Source organism: Streptomyces sp. AB3(2024) (assembly GCF_041862025.1).
Lineage (GTDB): Bacteria > Actinomycetota > Actinomycetes > Streptomycetales > Streptomycetaceae > Streptomyces.
In genome coordinates this window covers 1-19315 of sequence record NZ_JBGWAB010000142.1, presented here as the reverse complement: position 1 = coordinate 19315, position 19315 = coordinate 1, and the positions used below count along the sequence as shown (strand labels likewise).

17 protein-coding genes and 5 pseudogenes are annotated in these 19315 nt (G+C 70.2%); 15 read left to right on the top strand and 7 right to left on the bottom strand.

Annotation, left to right across the window (positions count from 1 at the left end):
* Positions 1-627: pseudogene (locus ACEPPI_RS34680) on the top strand (peptidase M23); the annotation flags it as partial.
* A gap of 215 nt (positions 628-842) precedes the next feature.
* On the opposite strand, the pseudogene ACEPPI_RS34675 reads toward ACEPPI_RS34680, so the two are convergent.
* Positions 843-1695: pseudogene (locus tag ACEPPI_RS34675) on the bottom strand (hypothetical protein); the annotation flags it as partial.
* Between the two features lie 1338 nt (positions 1696-3033).
* On the opposite strand from ACEPPI_RS34675, the gene ACEPPI_RS34670 reads away from it, so the two are divergent.
* The 4 genes from ACEPPI_RS34670 to ACEPPI_RS34655 all read left to right on the top strand — a co-directional run bounded on the left by ACEPPI_RS34670 (position 3034) and on the right by ACEPPI_RS34655 (position 5973).
* A complete protein-coding gene (locus ACEPPI_RS34670) occupies positions 3034-3840 on the top strand; it encodes an SDR family NAD(P)-dependent oxidoreductase (RefSeq protein WP_373919236.1) in 807 nt (268 codons plus the stop codon).
* Positions 3841-4001: 161 nt separating this feature from the next.
* A complete protein-coding gene (locus tag ACEPPI_RS34665) occupies positions 4002-4778 on the top strand; it encodes a GNAT family N-acetyltransferase (RefSeq protein WP_373919235.1) in 777 nt (258 codons plus the stop codon).
* Positions 4775-5623 carry an alpha/beta fold hydrolase gene (locus ACEPPI_RS34660; RefSeq protein ID WP_373919234.1) on the top strand — a complete coding sequence of 283 codons (849 nt, stop codon included), beginning with the start codon at positions 4775-4777 and terminating at the stop codon, positions 5621-5623. Before ACEPPI_RS34665 ends, ACEPPI_RS34660 begins: the two co-directional genes overlap by 4 nt.
* Positions 5620-5973, top strand: coding sequence for a hypothetical protein (locus ACEPPI_RS34655; protein ID WP_373919233.1), 354 nt, complete (start codon positions 5620-5622; stop codon positions 5971-5973). The genes ACEPPI_RS34660 and ACEPPI_RS34655 overlap by 4 nt, the downstream gene beginning before the upstream one ends.
* Before the next feature lie 10 nt (positions 5974-5983).
* On the opposite strand, the gene ACEPPI_RS34650 is transcribed toward ACEPPI_RS34655, so the two are convergent.
* The gene (locus ACEPPI_RS34650; protein ID WP_373919232.1) at positions 5984-7432 is read right to left on the bottom strand and encodes a hypothetical protein; all 1449 of its coding nucleotides are present in this window, start codon (positions 7430-7432) and stop codon (positions 5984-5986) included.
* Positions 7433-7701: 269 nt separating this feature from the next.
* Positions 7702-8190: pseudogene (locus tag ACEPPI_RS34645) on the bottom strand (winged helix-turn-helix domain-containing protein); the annotation flags it as partial.
* Between ACEPPI_RS34645 and ACEPPI_RS34640 the strand changes: the two are divergent.
* From ACEPPI_RS34640 to ACEPPI_RS34620, 5 genes are all read left to right on the top strand, one after another.
* The gene (locus ACEPPI_RS34640) at positions 8165-8401 is read left to right on the top strand and encodes a hypothetical protein (RefSeq protein WP_373919231.1); all 237 of its coding nucleotides are present in this window, start codon (positions 8165-8167) and stop codon (positions 8399-8401) included. The pseudogene ACEPPI_RS34645 and the gene ACEPPI_RS34640 sit on opposite strands and share 26 nt — an antisense overlap.
* A 69-nt stretch (positions 8402-8470) precedes the next feature.
* Positions 8471-8800, top strand: a complete 330-nt coding sequence (locus ACEPPI_RS34635) for a PadR family transcriptional regulator (RefSeq protein WP_285527752.1) — start codon at positions 8471-8473, stop codon at positions 8798-8800.
* 2 nt (positions 8801-8802) lie between these two features.
* Complete coding sequence (locus ACEPPI_RS34630; protein ID WP_373919230.1) at positions 8803-9192, top strand: DUF1048 domain-containing protein; 390 nt, start codon at positions 8803-8805, stop codon at positions 9190-9192.
* A gap of 147 nt (positions 9193-9339) precedes the next feature.
* On the top strand, positions 9340-10575 hold the full coding sequence (locus ACEPPI_RS34625) for a serine hydrolase domain-containing protein (protein WP_373919237.1): 1236 nt from the start codon (positions 9340-9342) through the stop codon (positions 10573-10575).
* 578 nt (positions 10576-11153) lie between these two features.
* A complete protein-coding gene (locus ACEPPI_RS34620) occupies positions 11154-11606 on the top strand; it encodes a hypothetical protein (RefSeq protein ID WP_373919229.1) in 453 nt (150 codons plus the stop codon).
* Positions 11607-11686: 80 nt separating this feature from the next.
* Here the strand turns inward: ACEPPI_RS34620 and ACEPPI_RS34615 are convergent, their stop codons facing one another.
* The 4 genes and pseudogenes from ACEPPI_RS34615 to ACEPPI_RS34600 form a co-directional block, all read right to left on the bottom strand.
* On the bottom strand, positions 11687-12472 hold the full coding sequence (locus ACEPPI_RS34615) for a GNAT family N-acetyltransferase (RefSeq protein ID WP_373919228.1): 786 nt from the start codon (positions 12470-12472) through the stop codon (positions 11687-11689).
* A 138-nt stretch (positions 12473-12610) separates the two neighbouring features.
* Entirely contained in the window at positions 12611-13417 is an 807-nt protein-coding gene (locus tag ACEPPI_RS34610; RefSeq protein WP_373919227.1) for an SDR family NAD(P)-dependent oxidoreductase, read from the bottom strand.
* Positions 13418-13643: 226 nt separating this feature from the next.
* A complete protein-coding gene (kdpB, locus tag ACEPPI_RS34605) occupies positions 13644-15791 on the bottom strand; it encodes a potassium-transporting ATPase subunit KdpB (RefSeq protein ID WP_373919225.1) in 2148 nt (715 codons plus the stop codon).
* 226 nt (positions 15792-16017) lie between these two features.
* Positions 16018-17683: pseudogene (locus ACEPPI_RS34600) on the bottom strand (APC family permease).
* 243 nt (positions 17684-17926) lie between these two features.
* Between ACEPPI_RS34600 and kdpF (ACEPPI_RS34595) the strand changes: the two are divergent.
* The 5 genes and pseudogenes from kdpF (ACEPPI_RS34595) to ACEPPI_RS34575 all read left to right on the top strand — a co-directional run.
* A complete protein-coding gene (kdpF, locus tag ACEPPI_RS34595; protein ID WP_285527747.1) occupies positions 17927-18016 on the top strand; it encodes a K(+)-transporting ATPase subunit F in 90 nt (29 codons plus the stop codon).
* 46 nt (positions 18017-18062) lie between these two features.
* The gene (locus ACEPPI_RS34590; RefSeq protein ID WP_373919223.1) at positions 18063-18821 is read left to right on the top strand and encodes a DUF4118 domain-containing protein; all 759 of its coding nucleotides are present in this window, start codon (positions 18063-18065) and stop codon (positions 18819-18821) included.
* 78 nt (positions 18822-18899) lie between these two features.
* Positions 18900-19055, top strand: coding sequence for a hypothetical protein (locus ACEPPI_RS34585; RefSeq protein ID WP_008734570.1), 156 nt, complete (start codon positions 18900-18902; stop codon positions 19053-19055).
* Positions 19052-19141, top strand: coding sequence for a K(+)-transporting ATPase subunit F (gene kdpF, locus ACEPPI_RS34580; protein WP_373919222.1), 90 nt, complete (start codon positions 19052-19054; stop codon positions 19139-19141). Before ACEPPI_RS34585 ends, kdpF (ACEPPI_RS34580) begins: the two co-directional genes overlap by 4 nt.
* 6 nt (positions 19142-19147) lie before the next feature.
* A pseudogene (locus tag ACEPPI_RS34575) lies at positions 19148-19315 on the top strand (potassium-transporting ATPase subunit KdpA); the annotation flags it as partial.

Here is a 19315-nt window from a genome sequence, read left to right as displayed (position 1 = left end):
GTCTTCCACCGCTGGCAGACCGCACCCAGCGGCAACTGGGCCAACTGGGAAGGCACCGGCGGCGGCCCCGCGACCTCACGCCTCGCCCTCGAAACCGCACCCGACGGCCGACTCGAAGTCTTCGCCCTCTCCGACACCACCTTCCAGCACCTCTACCAGACCGGAGTCAACGGCGCCTGGTCCGCCTGGGAGACCTTCGGCAGCGGCGGACACGACCTCACGGCCGGCTACAACCAGGACGGCAGGCTGGAGGTCTTCGCCTCCAACTCCACCGGTGTGTTCCACCGTTGGCAGACCAGCCCCACCTCGTGGTCGGAATGGGCGGGCATGGGAGGGATCTCCAACGCCGAGCTGACCCACTCGCGGTCGGCCGACGGCCGCGTCGAGGTGTTCGCGATCAACGCCACCGCCGCGAGCCACGCCTGGCAGACCCGCCCGAACGCGCCGTACTCGGAGTGGGAGACCTTCGGCGGCGGCGGCACCGAGATCGCCGCGGGCAACGACGCCGACGGGCGCATCGAGGTGTTCGCGACCAGCAGCGCCGGTGTCTACCACAAGTGGCAGACCGGCTTTGCCACTTGGTCGGAGTGGGCCTGGCTGAACAATTCCGGGCCGGCGGTCAACTAGCCGCCCCTCCGCGGATCCGATCCGCAGACGGGAGCTCCGGAGGGCGCCCGCCACGGCCTCAACGTCGGTGCTCCGGGCGTCCTCCGCAGGTCCGAGACACCGGCGCTCTGCGTCGGCCTGTCGCCCTCACCGCGTGAACAGCCGGAATTGAGCACCAGAGTCCGGGCTCTCGTCCCCATGCTGCTTGAAGAGAGCCGGTCGGCTCCGTCGTCGCCGTGCGGCCGTTGGCCGGTTTCGTCGCGGACATGGAGGAGGAGGGCGGCCAGCGCGTTGGGGATGCTGGAGCTTTCCAGGGTCAGGACGCGGTAGCGGCCGTGCAGTACCTCGCCGCGCACGCGCATCCCCGATTCGAATTCGGAGGCGTCCAGGACCGTGACCTCGACGAACATGACGTCGTCCTCGGCCGGGATGTCGTCGTCCGCGCGGATCTGCGCCTTCTTCTGCCGGTACTCCTCCAGGTCCCGGCTGTCGGGCTCGTTGGCGATGAACCGGATCGTGCGGTTGGCGGTGTCACGGATGAACCGCTGCGCCATGTCGTCGAACTCCATGTGCGTGACGCGCAGCTCGAAGACCCGGGCGAGCCGGGAGAGGAGGGAGAGCGCCATGCAGGGTGTTGGTGAGGTGCGGGTTCTCCACCAGGTGCGCGGTCGCGTCGGCGGCCGAGAGGGTGATGGTGATGAGGAAGTCGGTCGCCGCGAACCCGAGCAGGGTCAGGACGAACAGCTTGCCCTTCCAGAAGGTGAGCAGCCGCTCCAGCATGGCGATGGAGCCCTCGCCGTGCGGGCTCTCCTCGGCCACGCGCCGGTAGACGGGCAGCGCGCCGAAGAGGGTCAGCAGGACGAGCACGATGGTCGCCAGCGGTGACAGCAGACCTGCGGCGAGCGCCGCGATACCGGGCTGGTAGCCGAGGGTGGAGAAGTAGTCGAGACCGGTCAGGCACATGACCCGCCACCACGGCCGCCCGTGCGGCTGGGCCGCCTCCTCCTTGGCGGCGGGCGAACCGGTCTGGGTGGTCAGGCCTTCCAGCATCCACGCGCGCAGGCGCGAGGAGCGGGCGGGGGTGGCCATCGTGGCGAGCTCCTGTCGTACGGCTAAGGATCAGCCATCGACATCGACGGCTGAGCCGGCGTACGCAGCCGGATCATTCATGCCCGCTCATGAGCGGATTCCGACGCGTCCTGACGCGCACCCTCCCGGTGGCGTAGCGGACGCACTCCCGTTGCGGGCAGGACCCCGCCTGCCCGGCCGGCAACCGGCCGGGCCGATCGTCCGTGGAGCGGGACCGGCTCGGCGTCCGCCCACGGGCCGCGGCCCGTGCGGCCCGCCGCAGGTCGCCTGGCCCCAGGAGGCCTCGGGCGAGAGACGCGCCCACGCCCGTACGTCCTCGACTGCTCGGCCGTCGTACGGGCACGCGGCGGCGGGTGCCTGACAGCGCGCGACCCGCAGACGTAGACCATCGGCTCGTACGGGCCGAGCCGGGCCGAGTGTGGATCAACGGCGGCCGGCCTGGTACGGCCATGGTCGGACGGTGTAGGTGGATCCTGCGGGCGGCCGGTGGTCGACACGGCCGGCCGCAGGGTCTCGAACGGCGCCGTAGCGCCCGAAGGGCAGCGCCATGCACGGCGGGCGGCGCCGGATGCGGCGGCCGGTCGTCGTGGCGCCGACCGAGGCCGATTCCCCTGGCATCCGTCCAACAGCACTGTTGGACGGCGCTCAAGGACCGATACCGGCAAGTGACTCCGCCCTGACGGAACTCATCCGACCGGACGGCCGGAACACGCGAGCCGCCCGGCCCGGTGCCCCCACACCGGACGCCGGACGGCTCATGTGTTGTGCGACGGTTGACCGACGCGCGGTCGCATCGGCCCCGGACCCCCCACGAGCCGGACCATGCGCTGTCCTGGCGGAGTTCAGGTCACCGCCCTCCAGCCGCGCGCCACCGGACCGTCACCCGGCTCCGTCGCAAAACCAGTGTGCGGCCGGGCGACGGCCGCGCCAACACTTCCTGACGCGTTCCTTCCGCACGGCCGTCGATCTTTGACGCGACCCTGATGACGTGCGCGAATGCGGCCGAGCCCCATCACCCGACGAACGTCAGAAGTCCGTCAGGGACCCATTCGGGATCTTGCCCGTGCGCCCCGGATCCGCTGTGATGGAGTCATGAACAGCGGTCCGCGCTACGACGATCGGCCACCGAATCCGGTGCAGCCGACGGCGCCCGCTGTCCGCCCGGCCTTCTGACTTCGGCCGCGCGTCATCGACGTACCTGCCGTCGGCCCTCACAGGGGGCCGACCCCGGCTTCGTACGCATCTTCACCATCACCCGCATGAGCTGAACCCGCACCCGCCATCCGCCGGGCGCCGGGCCCGTCAGCCATGCTCGCTTCCAGGATCCAGGAATCCGACATGTCTTCATCCCTGTCCGGACGTACCGTCCTCGTCACCGGCGCCACCTCCGGCATCGGCTATGAGACCGCCCGCCAGCTCGCCGAACGCGGCGCCACCGTCCTCCTCCACGGCCGCACGCCCGAAGAGGCCCAGGCCGCGACGGACCGGCTGATCGCCACTGCCGGCATCGACGGCAACCTCGTACGCCCGCTCGCCTCCGACTTCGCCCGCCTGGAGGAGGTCGAGAACCTCGCCCACGCCGTCGTACGCGAACACCCGCACCTCGACGTACTCGTCAACAACGCGGCCATCGCCGCACCCGAGCGCCACACGCTCACCGCCGACGGCAACGAGATCGCCTTCCAGGTCAACTTTCTCGCCCACTACCTCCTGACCGATCTCCTGGTCCCCGCCCTCACCACCGATCCCGGGGGCCGGGTCGTCAACGTCTCCTCCTCGCTCCACCGCACCGCCACCATCCAGTGGAACGACCCGCAGCGCGTCCGCCGCTACTCGCGCCTCGCCGCCTACGCGCAGTCGCAGCTGGCGCTGACGGTCTTCGCCTCGGACCCCCGCGTCACCGCCGTCTCGGTCCATCCCGGGATCTGCGACACGGGGCTGCTCCCCCTCTACGGGATCGAGGGCGAGTCCGCCGCCGAGGGTGCAGGCCACGTCGTACGGCTCTGCGACCCGGGCACCGAGATCGTCAACGGCGCCTACTACGACCGCGACGAACGCGTGGCCCCGGCCGCGGCCGCCACCGACGACCGCACGATCAAGCGCCTCAACAAGCTCGCCGACCTCCTCGTCGGCCACACCGCCTGAAGGGATCCACGGACATGTCCAAGCGCGCACGCAAGAAGAGGGCCCGCCGCAAGAAGGGATCCAACCACGGCAGCAAGCCCTCCTGCTGACCAGCGACCCACTCCACCACGGGGCGGCCCTCCGACCAGGGCCGCCCCGCATCCATGCCCCGAGGAAGAATCATGATCAACCTGCCCTCCCACAGGCTTCCGGCCCTCGCCGGCTGGTTCCCTGCCGGCGCCCCCGGCCCGTCCGCTCTCACCGAGCACGCCCTGACCACCCAGGCCGGCCGCTGGTGGGTGGACCGCGTCGTCCAGCCGCGCGTCATCGCCGCCGAATGCGGACACCACCTGCTCCTGCGCGGAGACCCGCAGGCCCTGGCACCCCAAGACCTCGCGCGCTTCGCCGATCGCCACATCGAAGCCTCCGGCCGTTTCCTCCCGCTGATCAGGACCGCTTTCGACCATGTCTCACCCCGGCAGCGAATGGTGCATGTCAGACGCTCCGCCGCACCGGTCACCCGGCCACCGCGGGGCGTCACCGTGCGCAGGCTGGACGCCGGGGACGCCCGCGCGCTCGCCACGATTCCCCCGGCGATGAGCTGGATCCACCACACCTGGGGCGGCCCGGAGGCCCTCGCACGCTCCGGGTACGCCTGGGCCGCCTTCCACGGCAACCGCATCGTGGCGGTCGCCTGCACCTACTTCCTCGGCACCGCCTACGAGGACATAGCCTGCGTCACCGTCCCCGACCCCCGTATCCAGTACCTCGTGCTCGACTGCGTCAACGCCCTGTGCTCCGACATAGCCGCCCGCCGCCACACACCGAGTTGGACCTGTTCCACCGCCAACCGGCCAGGGCGCCTGCTCGCATGGACGGCGGGCTTCCGTCCCAAAATCGAATACACCCACTACGTCGTCGGTGCACCGGCCGCGAAGGAAGGAGCGGTGGCAGGATGAACGGCGATACTCACCGGATGGACTCCATCTACCGCAGTACGGCGGGCCGGGAGCACATCCGCCGCTGGTGCACCGGCCAGCTCGACGCCTGGCCGGTGCCGCACGAGCGGATGTCCGTGACCGTCCATGGAGCACGCACCCACGTGGTCACCGCCGGCACCGGCCCGATCACGGTCGTCTTCGTCGCGGGAACGAACTTCAACGCCGCCGCGTCCCTGCCCTTGGCCACGGCGCTGGTCGAGGCCGGACACCGGCTCGTCATGGCGGACGTCCCGGGCCAGCCCGGGCTCAGTTCCGGGGCGCGCGGGCTCTCCGGCGGCCGTCTGTCCTGGTACGGCGCATGGCTGAGCGAAGTCCTCGACGCCGTGGTGACCGGACCCGCGGTGGTGATCGGCCACTCGTTCGGTGCCGCCATCGCCCTGTCCAGTCCCTCCCCGCTGATCGACCGGCTCGTGCTCGTCTCCCCCGGCGGGCCGGGCCGGCTGCGCCTGGCGCCCGGGCTGCTCGCAGTCTCCGCCGCCTGGTTCATCCGACCCACTCCCGCGCGCAGCGCCCGGCTCCTACGGGCCATGCTCGCGCCCGGGAGCCGGCCCCGCGCGGATCTGGTGGAGTGGATGACCCTCGTCGCGCGCCACTCCGGGTCGAGCGGTGCCCCGGGCACGGCCGAGCTCCCGTCACGGACGGTTCCCCGGCTGGTCGCCACGGGCGCACACGACACCTTCCTGCCCCCGCGACGGCTCTACCCGGTGGTCCACGCGACGCTCGACACCGAGTTGCACGTCATTCCCGACGCCGGCCATCTCGTGGTCGAGGAACACCCCGGCCAGGTGGCGGCCCTCGTATGAGCAGGCACACCGGGCACGCCGATCTCCCCGCCCTTCCCATCCTGGGCGGCTCGTATCAGCTCGCGATCGACGGGCTGACCCTGCTAGCGGACTCCTTCACGCTCCACTACACCGTTTCTCCGCCGCTACCGGCGTCCGTGCTGCTCACCCTCGATGCGGAGGACGACCTCGGAAACACCTATGTGGACTGGGGCGGGGCCTGCGGCACGAGTCCGGACGGCCACCGCACTCACGGCACGATCACCGCCCGACCCGCACCCCCACACTCGGCACTCCACCTCCGGGTGCGGCTCGTCTTCCTCAGGAGCGGCGCGGAGTTCCCGTACGATCTCGGCCTGCCCCTGCCCTGAGGGGCCTGCCTCAGCGGAACTCGGCCAGTCGGCGGCGCAGTCCGAGCACGGTCAGCCCGGCCGTGAGCAGCAGCGCGGCGCCGGCCATCGGGGCTTGCGTGGTCAGTGCCCCGCGGCCGTCCCGGACGGCGAGGTCGAAGTGCCTCTGGTTGATGGCCGTGACCCGGTCCAGGGCCTTCATCCACTCCCCGAAGTGGGCGTTGGAGGTGTCCGATGCCCAGCCGATGCAGAAGACCGTCGCCTCCTGTGTCTTCCCCTCGGCCACCAGCCGCCGGAAGGTCCGGTCGTCGCGCTGGTAGACGGCGTACGCCTCGACTGTCTTCTCGGCGGCCTCGCGCTCCCCCGCGAAGGTGATGTTGTCCAGCTCGCGCCGGTACTCGCCGGTGAACCGCTTCTCGTCGTGGTCCTTCCGGTACGCGGACCAGCTCTCGTCGAGCTTGCCGTCGTACGTGTCGAGTCCGGCGCCCGCGATCCCGTACAGCTGATGCGACTTGTCGAGGAAGGACCGCTCGTACGTCGTGCGGCGGTCGGGGTCCAGGAGGTAGCGGCTCTCGTCCGCGTTGGCGTCGTAGCCGATCGCCTTGGACCGCGACAGCGCGATGACGGAGTCGAAGGAGTCCCGGCGGGCGACCTTCATCCGGTCGTAGGTGGTCGTCAGCAGCTGGGCGGCGCACACGACCGCGACCACGGCGCAGAGGGTGGCGGCGATCAGTCCCGGGTTGAAGACCCGGTGGAAGCGGCGGGCGAGGTGGATCTGGAACAGTACGAGCCCGGCGATCAGCAGCACGCCGAGGACGGCTTCAGCGCTCCGCTGCAGGTCGAGGTCGCCTCGCGCCGCGGCGTACTGCCGCCCGTACACCGTGTTGTTGGCGTCGACGAGCTTGCGGGCCTCCGGCAGCAGCCGCCCGGCGAGGAGGTCGGTCGCGGCCCTGTAGTCCTCCCGGGCGGCGTCCTTGCCGCCGGGACGGCCGTCGTTCTCCAGTGCCCGCCCGATCAGTTCCTGGTAGTGCGCGAAGTCGTCGGTGAGCGTCACGACGGTCGCCTCGGTGGCCGGATCGCCTTCCGAAGCGGCGGCGAGCGTGCGCAGCGAGCGGCTGATGGTCTCCTGTGCGTCCCGGTAGAAGCCGCCGGCCTTCGCGTACGACTCTCCCAGACGCCCCTTGCCGGTGCCTGCATCGCCGCTGGAGAGGAGGATGTTGGCCGTCTGCGCGTCCATGTCGTTGAGCGCGAGGTTGAGCTGGGTCGCGGAGAGGGTGCGAGGTGCGTCGCGCCGGGCCGTCTCGTCCCACGTGCCGGCCGCCCCCGTCGCCGCCACCGCGAGCAGGACCAGTAACCCGGTGGCGAGGAGCGCACACGCCGCGCGGGCGAGGCGCAGCCGGCCGGGCAAGGTGGCCCAGTAGCGGTCGGTGAGCAAGCGGGCGGCCCGGGCGATGGTGGTGGGAGGCCGTCGCCGAGTCAATGCTCCTCGCGGCCCCTCTCCGGACTGCGATTCCGCGGGGGCGGGGATCTCCGCGACAGAATCCGGGGCCCCCGCTCCCTGACTCCGCTCCGTACCGGCGGTGATCGTCACTCGCACTCCAGCCTCACACCCGGGCCGTTCGTACGGCCTCGCGTGCACGCCAGCATCTGGCTCAACAGTTCGACTCACCAGGCACGTTGATGACCTCCATACGCGGGAGGCCGGGAATTGACGGGCCCTTGACGGCGCCCCCGTGGGACGCGCCGCACTCACACGTCGAAGCGGTACCCCATGCCGGGGGCGGTGATCAGATGGCGCGGGTGCGACGGGTCCACCTCAAGCTTCCGCCGCAGGTGAGCCATGTACACACGCAGGTAGTGGGTCTGCGTTCCGTAGGAGGCACCCCACACCTCCTGCAGCAGCCGCCGCTGGCTGACGAGCCGCCCGCGGTTGAGGATCAGGACCTCCAGCAGATGCCATTCCGTCGGCGTGAGCCGAATGTTCTGCCCCCTGCGCCGGGCCTTCTTCGCGAGCAGGTCGACGGTGAACTCCTCCGTCTCGACGACCGCTTCGGCCGCGGCGGCCGAGCCCAGCGTCGACGTGCGCCGAGCGACGGCTCCCAGCCGGGCCAGCAGTTCGTCCATGCTGAAGGGCTTGGTGATGTAGTCGTCGGCGCCCGCGTCCAGGGCCCGGACCTTCTCCTCGGAGCCGTGGCGGGCGGAGACCACCAGGATGGGCACCTTCGACCACACGCGCAGCCGCGTTCAGGACCAGCTCGGCGAGCCCGGCCTGGTCCTGAACGCGGCTGCGCTCTGGACGACCCGCTACGTGGACGCCGCCGTCGAGCAGCTACGGACCCTGCCGCCCGAGGAGCGGGAGCACGACGTCCTGGACGAGGACGTCGCCCGGTGGCGCCCCTCGACGAGCACGAGGAGAGCGAGCCGACGGGTCGCTATTCCATCTTGCTAAGTACCGGTAGTCAGCGTTACGGTATACCGGTACTCAACAGCGCTTACTAGCGCAGGGAGGAGGCATTCCATGGCCAAGCTGCTGACCGAGATGCTCAAGGGCACGCTGGAGGGCCTCATTCTCGCGTCCCTGTCCGGCCGGCCCGCCTACGGCTACGAAATCACGGCACGGCTGCGGGAGCAGGGTTTCTCCGACATCGCCGAAGGGACCGTCTACGCGCTGCTCCTGAGGATGGAGAAGCGCGGCCTCGTCGACGTGGAGAAGGTCCCTTCCGAGAAGGGGCCGCCGCGCAAGGTGCACTCCCTCAACGCTCAGGGACGGGAGTACCTCGAAGAGTTCTGGAGGACGTGGAGCTTCCTCACGGAACGACTGGAACAGCTCCGCGAAGGGGGCAAGTAACCATGTCCGATGTCGAAAAGAGCGGCTTCCTCATGAAGGTGATCGGGCCCAAGAAGCGCTGGAGGGCGTACAAGCGGCGCGCCAAGGAGCTTCCTGAGAACCACCGCACGGCGGTCGAAGCGATCGAGCGGTACCTGATGTACTTCGTGCCGACCGACGGCGACAGCAATGCGTCGATGTTCGAAGACCTCGCCGACCTGTTCGAGCAGGCCGCGGTGGACGGAAGGCCGATCCGCGAGATCGTCGGGGAGGATCCGGTGGAGTTCGTCGACGCGTTCGCCCAGAACTACTCCGAGGGTGGCTACGTCCCCGCCCGCGCCCGGAAGCGGCTGACCGACGACATCGAGCGCGCAGCCGGCAACGGGACCGGAACAGAGGACACGCCGGTCTGATCCCGCCTCGGCACATCCCCCGGGGCCGAGCACCACGTTCATCGCCCGTCTGCACCACGCGGCGGCAGGGCCATGCCCGGCCGGCCACCTCTCGCCGCATGCCTGCGGCACCGTCGAGACCGACCAATGCGTGCAAGGAGATTCATGATGGGAAGCGGCAACAACGGCTTGTCCGAAGCAGGGCTGCGCCGCCTGCGCGAGGTACTGGAACGGCATGTGGAGTCCAGGAAGATCCCCGGACTCGTCGCCCTGGTCGGCCGGGGCGAGGAAACGCACGTCGAAGCGATCGGGACGATGCGTCATGACGGTGGCCCGCCGATGCGCCGGGACACGATCTTCCGGATGGCCTCGACGACCAAGCCGGTCGCGGTCGCCGCGACCATGGTCCTGCTCGACGAGTGCCGGCTGCGGCTGGACGACCCGGTGGACCAGTGGCTGCCGGAACTGGCCGACCGGCGAGTGCTCAAGCGGCCCGACGGTCCGCTGGACGGCACCGTCCCGGCGCGGCGTCCGATCACCGTGCGGGACCTGCTCACCTCCACCTGCGGGCTCGGGCTGGACACGACGGCGATGGGCTCCCCGATGATGAGCGCCTACTTCGAGCGGAAGGTCTACGGCGAGAACGGGTGGATGCTGCCGGCAGTCGAGCCGGACGAGTGGATGCGCCGCCTGGGCACGCTTCCGCTGATGCACCAGCCGGGAGAGCAGTGGATGTACAACGTCAGCGACGACCTCCTCGGGGTGCTCGTGGCCAGGGTCACCGGCCAGCCGTTCGAAACGTTTCTCCGCGAGCGCATATTCGAACCGCTGGGCATGAGGGACACCGGATTCCACGTCCCCGCCGACAAGATCCACCGGCTGCCTCCCCTGTACGCCCCCGACCCGCAGACCGGAGAGTTCCACGTGGAGGACCCGGCCGAGGGCGGGCACCACAGCAAGCCGCCGGCGTTCCCCTCCAGCGGCGGCGGACTCGACTCCACCGCCGACGACTACCACGCGTACTTCCGGATGCTGCTCAACCACGGGATGCACGGCACCGAGCGGATCCTGTCCCGGGCCGCCGTCGAGCTGATGACCACCAACCGCCTGACGCCCGAGCAGACAACCGCCCGAGCAGCCCTGGCACGCAACCTCGTCCATCTGTCATACGGCCAGGGGCAGCACGGCGGCTGGGGTTTCGGCATGGCGGTACGCACCTACCGGGGCGACTACGCGCCCGTCGGCCAGTTCGGCTGGGACGGCGGAACGGGCACCACGACCTACGCCGACCCGGACAACCGGCTCGTCGGCATCCTCCTCACCCAGACCGGGATGTCCACCCCGGACTCGGCGCGGGCCATGCAGGACTTCTGGACCACCCTCTACCAGGCAATCGACGACTGACCTGCCTACCTGGTCGAGGTCGGTCCGACAGGAGACCTCGACCAGGCTCCGCCCATCGATGCCTCCACGTCTTCTGCGATCGACTGCACGACCGGCTCAGGGCAATCACTGACGCCCCCTTGATGGAGCTCAGCGCCGCAGAGCGCCATCGCAGCAGCCGGGGAAAGCCGGCCGCGGGGATCTCTGGAACCGCCGCTGATCCGAAGCCGATCTCGTCGAGCGCCGTCCGTGCCCGAAGTGCAAGGCCGCCCCCAGCTCGCCGTGCCGCTCGCGCAGCGGGCCGGTCACGAGCACGGACATCCGCATCGGCTATGCCGACTGCGCGCACCTCAGCCAGCCGGGGCGGCCCACCCCCGGCAGGGGCCTTCCGGGCGGCTGCCGTCAGAACCTCGTCAAGATGTCGTCGCCACGGCGTCAGCAGTCCATCAGGGTTCGCTGCGAAGGGGACAGCCTGTCCTAACGTCGCCCGCATGGGACGACGTTTCACTCGGTCCGCGGCCGGCTCCCGAGCCGGGCACGGGGAACCCTCCGAGCCGCTCGCACAGGACATCCACTGGGCCGCCGGGAGGCGATCGGCTTTGGGGGTCACATCCCTGCTCTTCACGACCGTGCTCGTGCTGGACGCAGCCGGCGGCCGGCTCGACGTGACCCGCGGCTTCCTCTGGACCGGCGTGGCCGCCCTCGTCTTCGTGATCCTGTTCCCGCTCCGCGTCTCCACACGGCCCGGCCTGCTGATCGCCCGCGGGCTGCTGGTGGAGCACAGCGTCCGCACCGACTGCCTCGTCTCGGTCCGGTGGTCCGACGGGGTGTCCCGGCGGATGGTCCTCCGGGACACGGAAGGAAGCCGGGTCGAGATCGACCCGACCGTCCTCGTCCGCAATCCCGCGATGTGGCGACGTCTCGACACGGACACCCGCACATCGATCGAGCGCGGCACCCTGCTGTGTGGCGCGACCGCCCTGCGCCAGCTGGCCGAGCGCATCGACCGCGAGACGGCCCACACGGTCTTCAAGGTGTCCGGCTTGCAGTGACGGGTGTCCGCCCGTGACCGCCCCGGCCGGAGTCTTCGCCGAGCTCATCTTGGTGACGCCGACTGCGTTCGGTTACGGACTCACGCTGCCTCGGCCTGCCTGCCGAGTCCCGGACGGCGAGCCGGACCGGTCGCGTAGTGGACGTACTCACGGGTCAGGCGGAACCCGGCCGACCAGGCCAGGAGCCGGCTGGGGCGGTTGTCTCGGGAGCAGGTCCAGCTCGCCGTGCGGCCGCGGGCGGCGATGTCCTGGCACAGGGCGGTGACACAGGCGAGGGCGAGGTGTTGTCGGCGGTGGCCGGGGTCGGCCAGGGCTGCGACGTCCTCGTAGCGGCTGCCGAGGAAGTAGGTGCAGGCCAGGGAGAGGGCACGGCCCCGGTGAAACGCGCCCCAGCAGAGACCGGAGGACGCGAGCTGCTCGGGGCCGCCCCAGGTCTTGTGGATCCAGGCCGCCCCTGGTCCGAGGGCGACGATGGCCGACGCGTCCTTGGGAGTCATCCGGCGCACCGTGATGCCGGGAGCCGGACGAGCGGGCACGGCGGGCGCCTGGTGTACGTAGACCATGCGCTCCCACGGATCGATGCGCTGGAACCCGCCGGCGAGTACGGGCAGGAAACGGGCCGGGGCTTCGACGTAGCTGCCCACGAATCCTGCGAGGGCATCAGGGGTCAGCGCACCCGGGTCTCCGCGCAGCAGGACATGGTCCCCGCTGGAGACCGCAACCGCCCTCGGGTTCACGGCACGGTCCGCCCACCAGCGGCCGTTACCGGTGGCGATGACGTGCTCGGGGAGAGCCGCGACGCCGGGAGCCCCGCCGGGGAACCAGCGGGCCAGAGCGGGGAGACGGGTGGGAAGGAGCTCGATCACGACGGATGCCGCCTAGGTCAAAGAGGGAAGAGGGGCGGGGGCGGCCCGGGACGGTGGGCCGCCCCCGCGGGGAGCCGGCGCTGGTGAGCGCAGCGCCGGCCGGCCTTGCGGCCGGGGTTGGACTCGTGCGCAGACCCGTCAGACGCAGTGGCCGACGAGCTGATCGGCGAGCTTGGTCAGCCGCTTGACCGTGCGTTCCTGGGTCGCTCCGGCGGCCGGGTCCTTCCGCTCGCCGCGGTCGTAGTAGGCGCCGTTGACGATCTCGACAGCCGGGTCGCACAGCCGTACGACGTGGGCGGCCCCCTCGGCGGGCGTCGCACCCTCGTGTCCGTACAGCGGTCTCAGCGCGGTCTCACAGACGCCCGGATTGACGGATACGGCGGTGACACGGGGGTCGGCGGCGAAGACGGTGAGCGCGAGCCGCGACTGTGCGTAGGCCGCGAGGCTTGAGTACCGGCGGGTCCGGTTGGGGTCGTTCCACATGATCGACGCGGTGCGGTGCATCGAGGAGGAGACGTTCACGACGCGTCCGCCCGGGTCAGTGGTGAGCGCCGGCTCCAGCAGGTGCGTCAGCAGGTAGTGGGCGAGGAAGTTGACCTGGAACGCGAGCTCGTTGCCGTCGGGGGTGACCGTGTGCCGCTCGGGGGCGGCGACAGCGGCATTGTTGACCAGGACGTCGAGGTACGGGTGCCCGGTGACGACCCGGTTGGCGAGCCGCTCGACCTCGTCGAGCCGCGAGAAGTCCGCCGCGCACGGACGCAGGAGTTCCGCGTCGACGTCAGCCGTGGCGAGGAGCCGCTTCACGGCCGCCCGGGCCTCGTCCGGCGTGCGGCCGTGGAGAAGGACGGTGGCGCCGCACTCGGCGAGCAGGCGGGCGGTCTCGTAGCCGATGCCGGAGGTGGCACCGGTGACCATGACGGTCCGACCGGACAGGAACGAAGACATGAGTGGATCCAGTGGACGGGCACGGCTGCGGGCGGGCGAGGAAGCCGGGGTGCTGCCGTGCGGTGAGGTGTGATCCCGTATCTCGTACGGGTGGAAGCCTGCAGTTGCGCGGGTGGCCGCGACAGGCGAAGTCGCTTGCCGCCAAGGTCAAGCGTCATCCATCCAACTGGCTTGCAGCCCACGGCTCAAGCGCCGTGACGACCTTCTGATGTGGTCTTGACGGACTTCAGCCGAGCCCCGGGACCGTGGACACCAGCAGGTCGATGGCCTTGATGCCGACGAAGGGCAGGACGAGGCCGCCGAGGCCGTAGACGGCCAGGTTGCGGCGCAGCAGGTGGTGTGCGGAGGCCGGCCGGTAGCGGACGCCGCGCAGGGCGAGCGGGATGAGAGCGATGATGATCAGGGCGTTGAAGATGATCGCCGAGGTGATGGCGGACAACGGGCTGTTCAGGCCCATGACGTTGAGCGCTTCCAGCCCCGGGTAGGCGGACGCGAACATGGCGGGGATGATCGCGAAGTACTTCGCCACGTCGTTGGTGATGGAGAAGGTGGTGAGCGCGCCTCGGGTGATGAGGAGTTGCTTGCCGATCTCGACGATGTCGATGAGTTTGGTGGGGTTGGAGTCCAGGTCCACCATGTTCCCGGCTTCCTTGGCGGCCGAGGTTCCGGTGTTCATCGCGACGCCGACGTCGGCCTGGGCGAGGGCCGGGGCGTCGTTGGTGCCGTCGCCGGTCATCGCGACGAGCTTGCCGCCCTCCTGCTCCCGCTTGATGAGCGCGAGCTTGTCCTCGGGCGTCGCCTCGGCGAGGTACTCGTCCACGCCCGCCTCCATGGCGATGGCACGGGCCGTCAGCTCGTTGTCGCCGGTCACCATGACCGTCCGGATCCCCATGGTGCGCAGCTCGGCGAACCGCTCCCGGATGCCCTCCTTGACGACGTCCTTGAGGTGGATGATCCCCAGTACTCGGGGCCCGTCCCAGTCGTGGACCGCCACGAGCAGGGGGGTGCCACCGGACTCGGACACGGTGGCCGACCACGCGGCGGCTTCCTGCGGTACGGTCCCGCCGCGAAGCGTCACCCACTCGGACACCTGGGCCACGGCCCCCTTGCGGATGGCACAGCCTGCCCCATTGGGCCAGCTCAGGTTGATTCCGCTCATGCGGGTTCGGGCGCTGAACTCCTGGAAGCGCGGGTTGCTCAGATCCTCCTCGGCGGCTGCCCGCAGCCCGTACTGCTGGGCCAGTGCGACGACGGACCGGCCCTCGGGGGTCTCGTCGGAGAGGGAGGCCAACTGGGCTGCGTCCGCCAGCTTCATGTGGTCGATTCCGGGGAGCGGGATGAAGGCCGACGCCTCGCGGTTGCCCAGGGTGATGGTGCCGGTCTTGTCGAGCAGCAGGGTGTTGACGTCACCGGCGGCCTCGACCGCGCGGCCGCTCATCGCGACGACGTTGCGCTGGACGAGGCGGTCCATGCCCGCGATGCCGATCGCGGAGAGCAGCGCGCCGATGGTCGTGGGGATGAGCGTGACGAGGAGGGCCACGAGCACGGTGGTGGTCTGGGCTGCGCGCGCGTATGCGGCCATCGGCTGGAGCGAGACGACCACCAGGATGAAGATGAAGGTGAGAGCGGCCAGCAGGATGTTGAGCGCTATCTCGTTCGGGGTCTTCTGCCGGGACGCGCCTTCGACCAGGGCGATCATCCGGTCCATGAAGCTGTGCCCCGGGCGTGAGCTGACACGTACGACGATCGAGTCGGACAGCACGGTCGTACCGCCCGTGACCCCGCTGCGATCGCCGCCGGCCTCTCGGATCACTGCTGCCGATTCACCGGTGACGGCGGATTCGTCGACCGCCGCGGCGCCGTCGATGACGTCGCCGTCGGCCGGGATCAACTCGCCCGCCTGCACCAGCACGACGTCCAAGGGCTGTAGCTCGCTCGGGGCAACGGCCTCCGTCTCGGCGTGCCGCAGGTTGATGCCGTACGTCCAGTGCCGCAGCCGCAGCGCGACCGTGTCCGTGCGCGCCTTGCGCAGGGATTCGGCCTGGGCCCGGCCGCGCCCTTCGGCGACGGCCTCGGCGAAGTTGGCGAAGATCACCGTCAGCCAGAGCCAGACGCTGATCACCCAGGTGAAGACCGAGGGGTGGATGAGCGCCGACAGTGTGGTCAGCACGGAGCCGACCGCGACCACGAACAGCACCGGCTTCCGGATCAGTTCACGGGGTTCGAGTTTGCGTAAGGCCTCGCGGAAGGAGGCGGCCGCCCGGATCGACTCCAGCAGGGGCCCTCGGCCTGGGCGCCTTCGGGGCGGCCGATTGACCGGAGCCTGCGACGGGGACGGGACGGGAGGTACCTGCCGGGTGGCGGCGGGAGGCATGGCGAGACCTTCTGGTCGAATCGGCGCAGCCGGAACGAGGGATGCACCGCCGGGGATCCGTCCCGTGTGGGACCCCCTCCGGCTCGTCGTGTGACGTTGGGATCCCCGGCGGTGGAACAGGCAGGAACTTACCGTTCCTGAGGCCCTCAGCGGCCGTACCGGCCAGGTAATTTGTGCCCTCTTGACGACAGCGGAGCGAATCCGTCAGAACTCCGTGAAGGCGACGTCAAAGGACCGTGGGCTCGGGTTCCGCGGTGATGCGGAAGCGGAGCCGGCAGATGACGGCGTCGGTGTCGCGGCGCACCGCGTGGGCGACGACGGAGCCGCGCTGGTTCTGGAGCAGCCGCTGCCACAGGTGCGCGGGTTCGGTCTCCGGGATGAGGACGGTGACCTGGGCGTCCGGGTGGGTCTGTGCGAGCTTGCGCACGTACGCCGATACCGGGCGGCCGAGCGAGCGGGTCTCGGAGGAGAGCTCGATCAGCTCGACCCCCGGCTTCCACAACTCCCAGTCCCGGCGCAGGGCTTCGGCGGCCTGCCGGTCTTCGGCCGTGGGGTGGGTGACGGTGACGGCGAGGACGTCGTCGCCGAGGGAGCGGGCGGCGGTGAGGGCCTGGCAGGTCAGGCGGGACAGACCGGAGACGGGGACCACGACGAGCGAGTGGGCCCGGTGCGGCGGCTGGGGGACGCGACCCAGTTCGAGGCGCTCGCCGATCTCTGCGTAGGCGCGGTTGATCTTCTCGAAGGCGAGGACGATCAGCGGCAGGGCCAAGACGATCAGCCAGGCGCCTTCGGTGAACTTGGTGGCGGTGACGATGACTGCGCAGACGCCGGTCAGCAACGCGCCGAAGCCGTTGAGTGCGGCCTTGGCCTGCCAGCCCTTGGGCCGCTCGCCGTACCAGTGGCGCACCATGCCGATCTGGCAGATGGTGAAGCCGACGAAGACGCCGATGGCGAAGAGCGGGACCAGGGTGTTGGTGTCGCCGCCCGAGAAGACGAGCAGGACGGCGGAGACGAGCGCCAGCCAGACCACGCCGTGACGGTGGACCTGGCGGTCGGCCTTGAGCGCGAAGACGTGCGGCAGGTGGTTGTCGCGGGCCAGCAGGCTCATCAGGACGGGCAGCCCGCCGAAGGAGGTGTTCGCGGCGAGCGCCAGGAGCACCATGGTGGCGAACTGGACCACGTAGAAGGCCGCGTTGTGCCCGAAGGAGGCGTCCGCGAGCTGGGCGAGGACGGTGACGCCCTCGACCGGCTGGAGGTGGAAGCGGCCGATGCGGTGCTGACCGGGCCGTCGCGGAAGAGACCTACGGTGATCATGGCGAGGATCGACCCGACGAAAAGTGCGGTCGGGACGAGGAAGGCCTTGGCCGAGTCGACGACCCCGCGCAGGTTCACGGCCGTGACCAGCACCAGGACGGCGAGGCAGATCCAGACCCGCTCCCCGTGAAGAGCGGAAAGGCGGAGGTCAGGGCGGCCACGCCCGCGGTGACGGACACGGCCACGTTCAGGACGTAGTCCAGGATCAGCGAGGCCGCGGCGACCAGACTCGTACGCCGGCCCAGATGCCGCTTGGCGACCGCGTACGAGCCGCCGCCGTCCGGGAATGCGGCGATCACCTGACGGTACGAGGGGACCAGTACCGCGAGCAGGGCGGCGATGGCGAGGGTGACGGGAAGCGTGAAGCCCATGCCGTAGGCGCCGGCGGCGGCCAGGACGAGCACGATCGACTCCGGACCGTACGCGACGGAGGCCATCGCATCGAGCGACAGCGCGGCGAGGCCCTGGAGGGCCGTCAGCCTGTGCCGGTCGCCCGTCCGGGTCGCGCCGGTATCCGGGGGCTCCTCCTGGCCCGGCCCCTGAGCGACCGTGGTCGGTTTTCCTGCGTGTATGGCCATGTCGCCGGTCCCTCCGAATGAGCAAAGTCAAGACAGCGTCGAAGCTGCACGGGCGTACCACCAGCACCATTGGCGCGCTCCATACGCTCGCCCGGCCACTCTTCACGTGATCCATATGCGCCGGTCGCGGCAGCGTATGAAGTCCGTCAAGAGGCGTAATCGCGCGTTGCCCCGGCTCCGCGGAGGGGCAAGCTTGACCTGGGTGCCACCTGCCCGCACGGAACACACGAGGAGAAGATCCTGATGGACGCGGAGAACGTGGTTGGCCTCGTCATCGCCTTGGCGCTGCTCGGCTATCTCGTGGTTGCTCTGATCAAGCCCGAAAAGTTCTGACCGGCGCTCTGCATCAAGATCGGCTTGTCCGGACGGGAGGCCTCACATGTCCGGCTACTGGTTCCGCCTCCGCGACCGCATCGCCCTGGCCGCGGGCCTCGTGATCCCCTTCCTCGTTGCGCTCGCACTCGTGCCCTTCCGCACGGATCTTTCGGCAACGAACGAGGCACTGATCCTGGTCGTCGCGATCGTGGCGGTCGCCGCCATGGGCAGCCGCACGGCGGGAGCGCTCGCCGCACTCTCGGCGGCCGCATGGTTCGATTTCTTCCTCACCAGGCCCTACCAGCAGTTCGCCATCGCCGACGGTGACGAGGTCCAGACGGCTGTCCTGCTGCTGGTCGTCGGCCTGATCGTCTCGCAGCTGGCCGTGCGTGCCCGCAGGCTTCAGGCGGTGGTGGTCACCGATTCCGCGCATCTGTCGAGTCTCCAGGGAACCGCCCGGCTGGTCGAGGACGGCGGCTCGCCGGAGGCGGTGGTCGAGTACGTCCGCCGGGAGCTGGTGGGCCTGCTGGGGCTGCGCGGTTGCCGCTTCGAGTACGGGACCCTGATGGGGCACCTGCCGCGGCTGGAGCACGGCGGTGGCCTGTGGCTGCGCGGTCCTGGCCGGATCACGGAGTACGACACCTGGCCGGACGGCGAGACCGAGCTGCGGGTCGTCGGCGGCGGGCACTACTACGGCCGATTCCTTCTCGCCCCGTTCCCCGGCCGCCCGCTGCCTTCCGAGGAGGCCCGCCTGGTGGCCGTCGCGCTGGCCGCCCAGGCCGGCGCCGCCCTGGACACGGCCGGCCTCTCCCACCGGGGCTGAGCGGCCTCCCCCCGTAAGGGTGGCGTTAAGTGTTCCCGCGCGCCCGTATGGACCCCGTCAAGGTGTCTTAACGCCGGGGTGAAGACACGGTTATCTCGTCATCGGCCATCTGGCCGATTCATTTCTTCCCTCTTCATCCAGGAGCTCACGGTGGCCGATCTGGCCTTCGTCGTCACCACGGTCGCGGTCTTCGCGCTGGTGGCTCTCATCGCCCGGGGGGTGACCAAGCTGTGAACGTCGAGAACATCGTCGGCCTCGTCGTGGCCGTCTCCCTGCTCGGATACCTCATCCTCGCCCTTGTGTACCCGGAGAGGTTCTAGCCACCGATGAGTCCCGTTTTCGCTGGTGTGCTCCAGCTCCTCGCACTGATGGCCGCGCTCGCGCTGGCCTACCGCCCCCTGGGCGACTACATGGCCAAGGTCTACTCCTCCGAGAAGCACTACCGCCCGGAGAAGTGGATCTACAAGGCCATCGGCGCCAACCCGTCGGCCGGG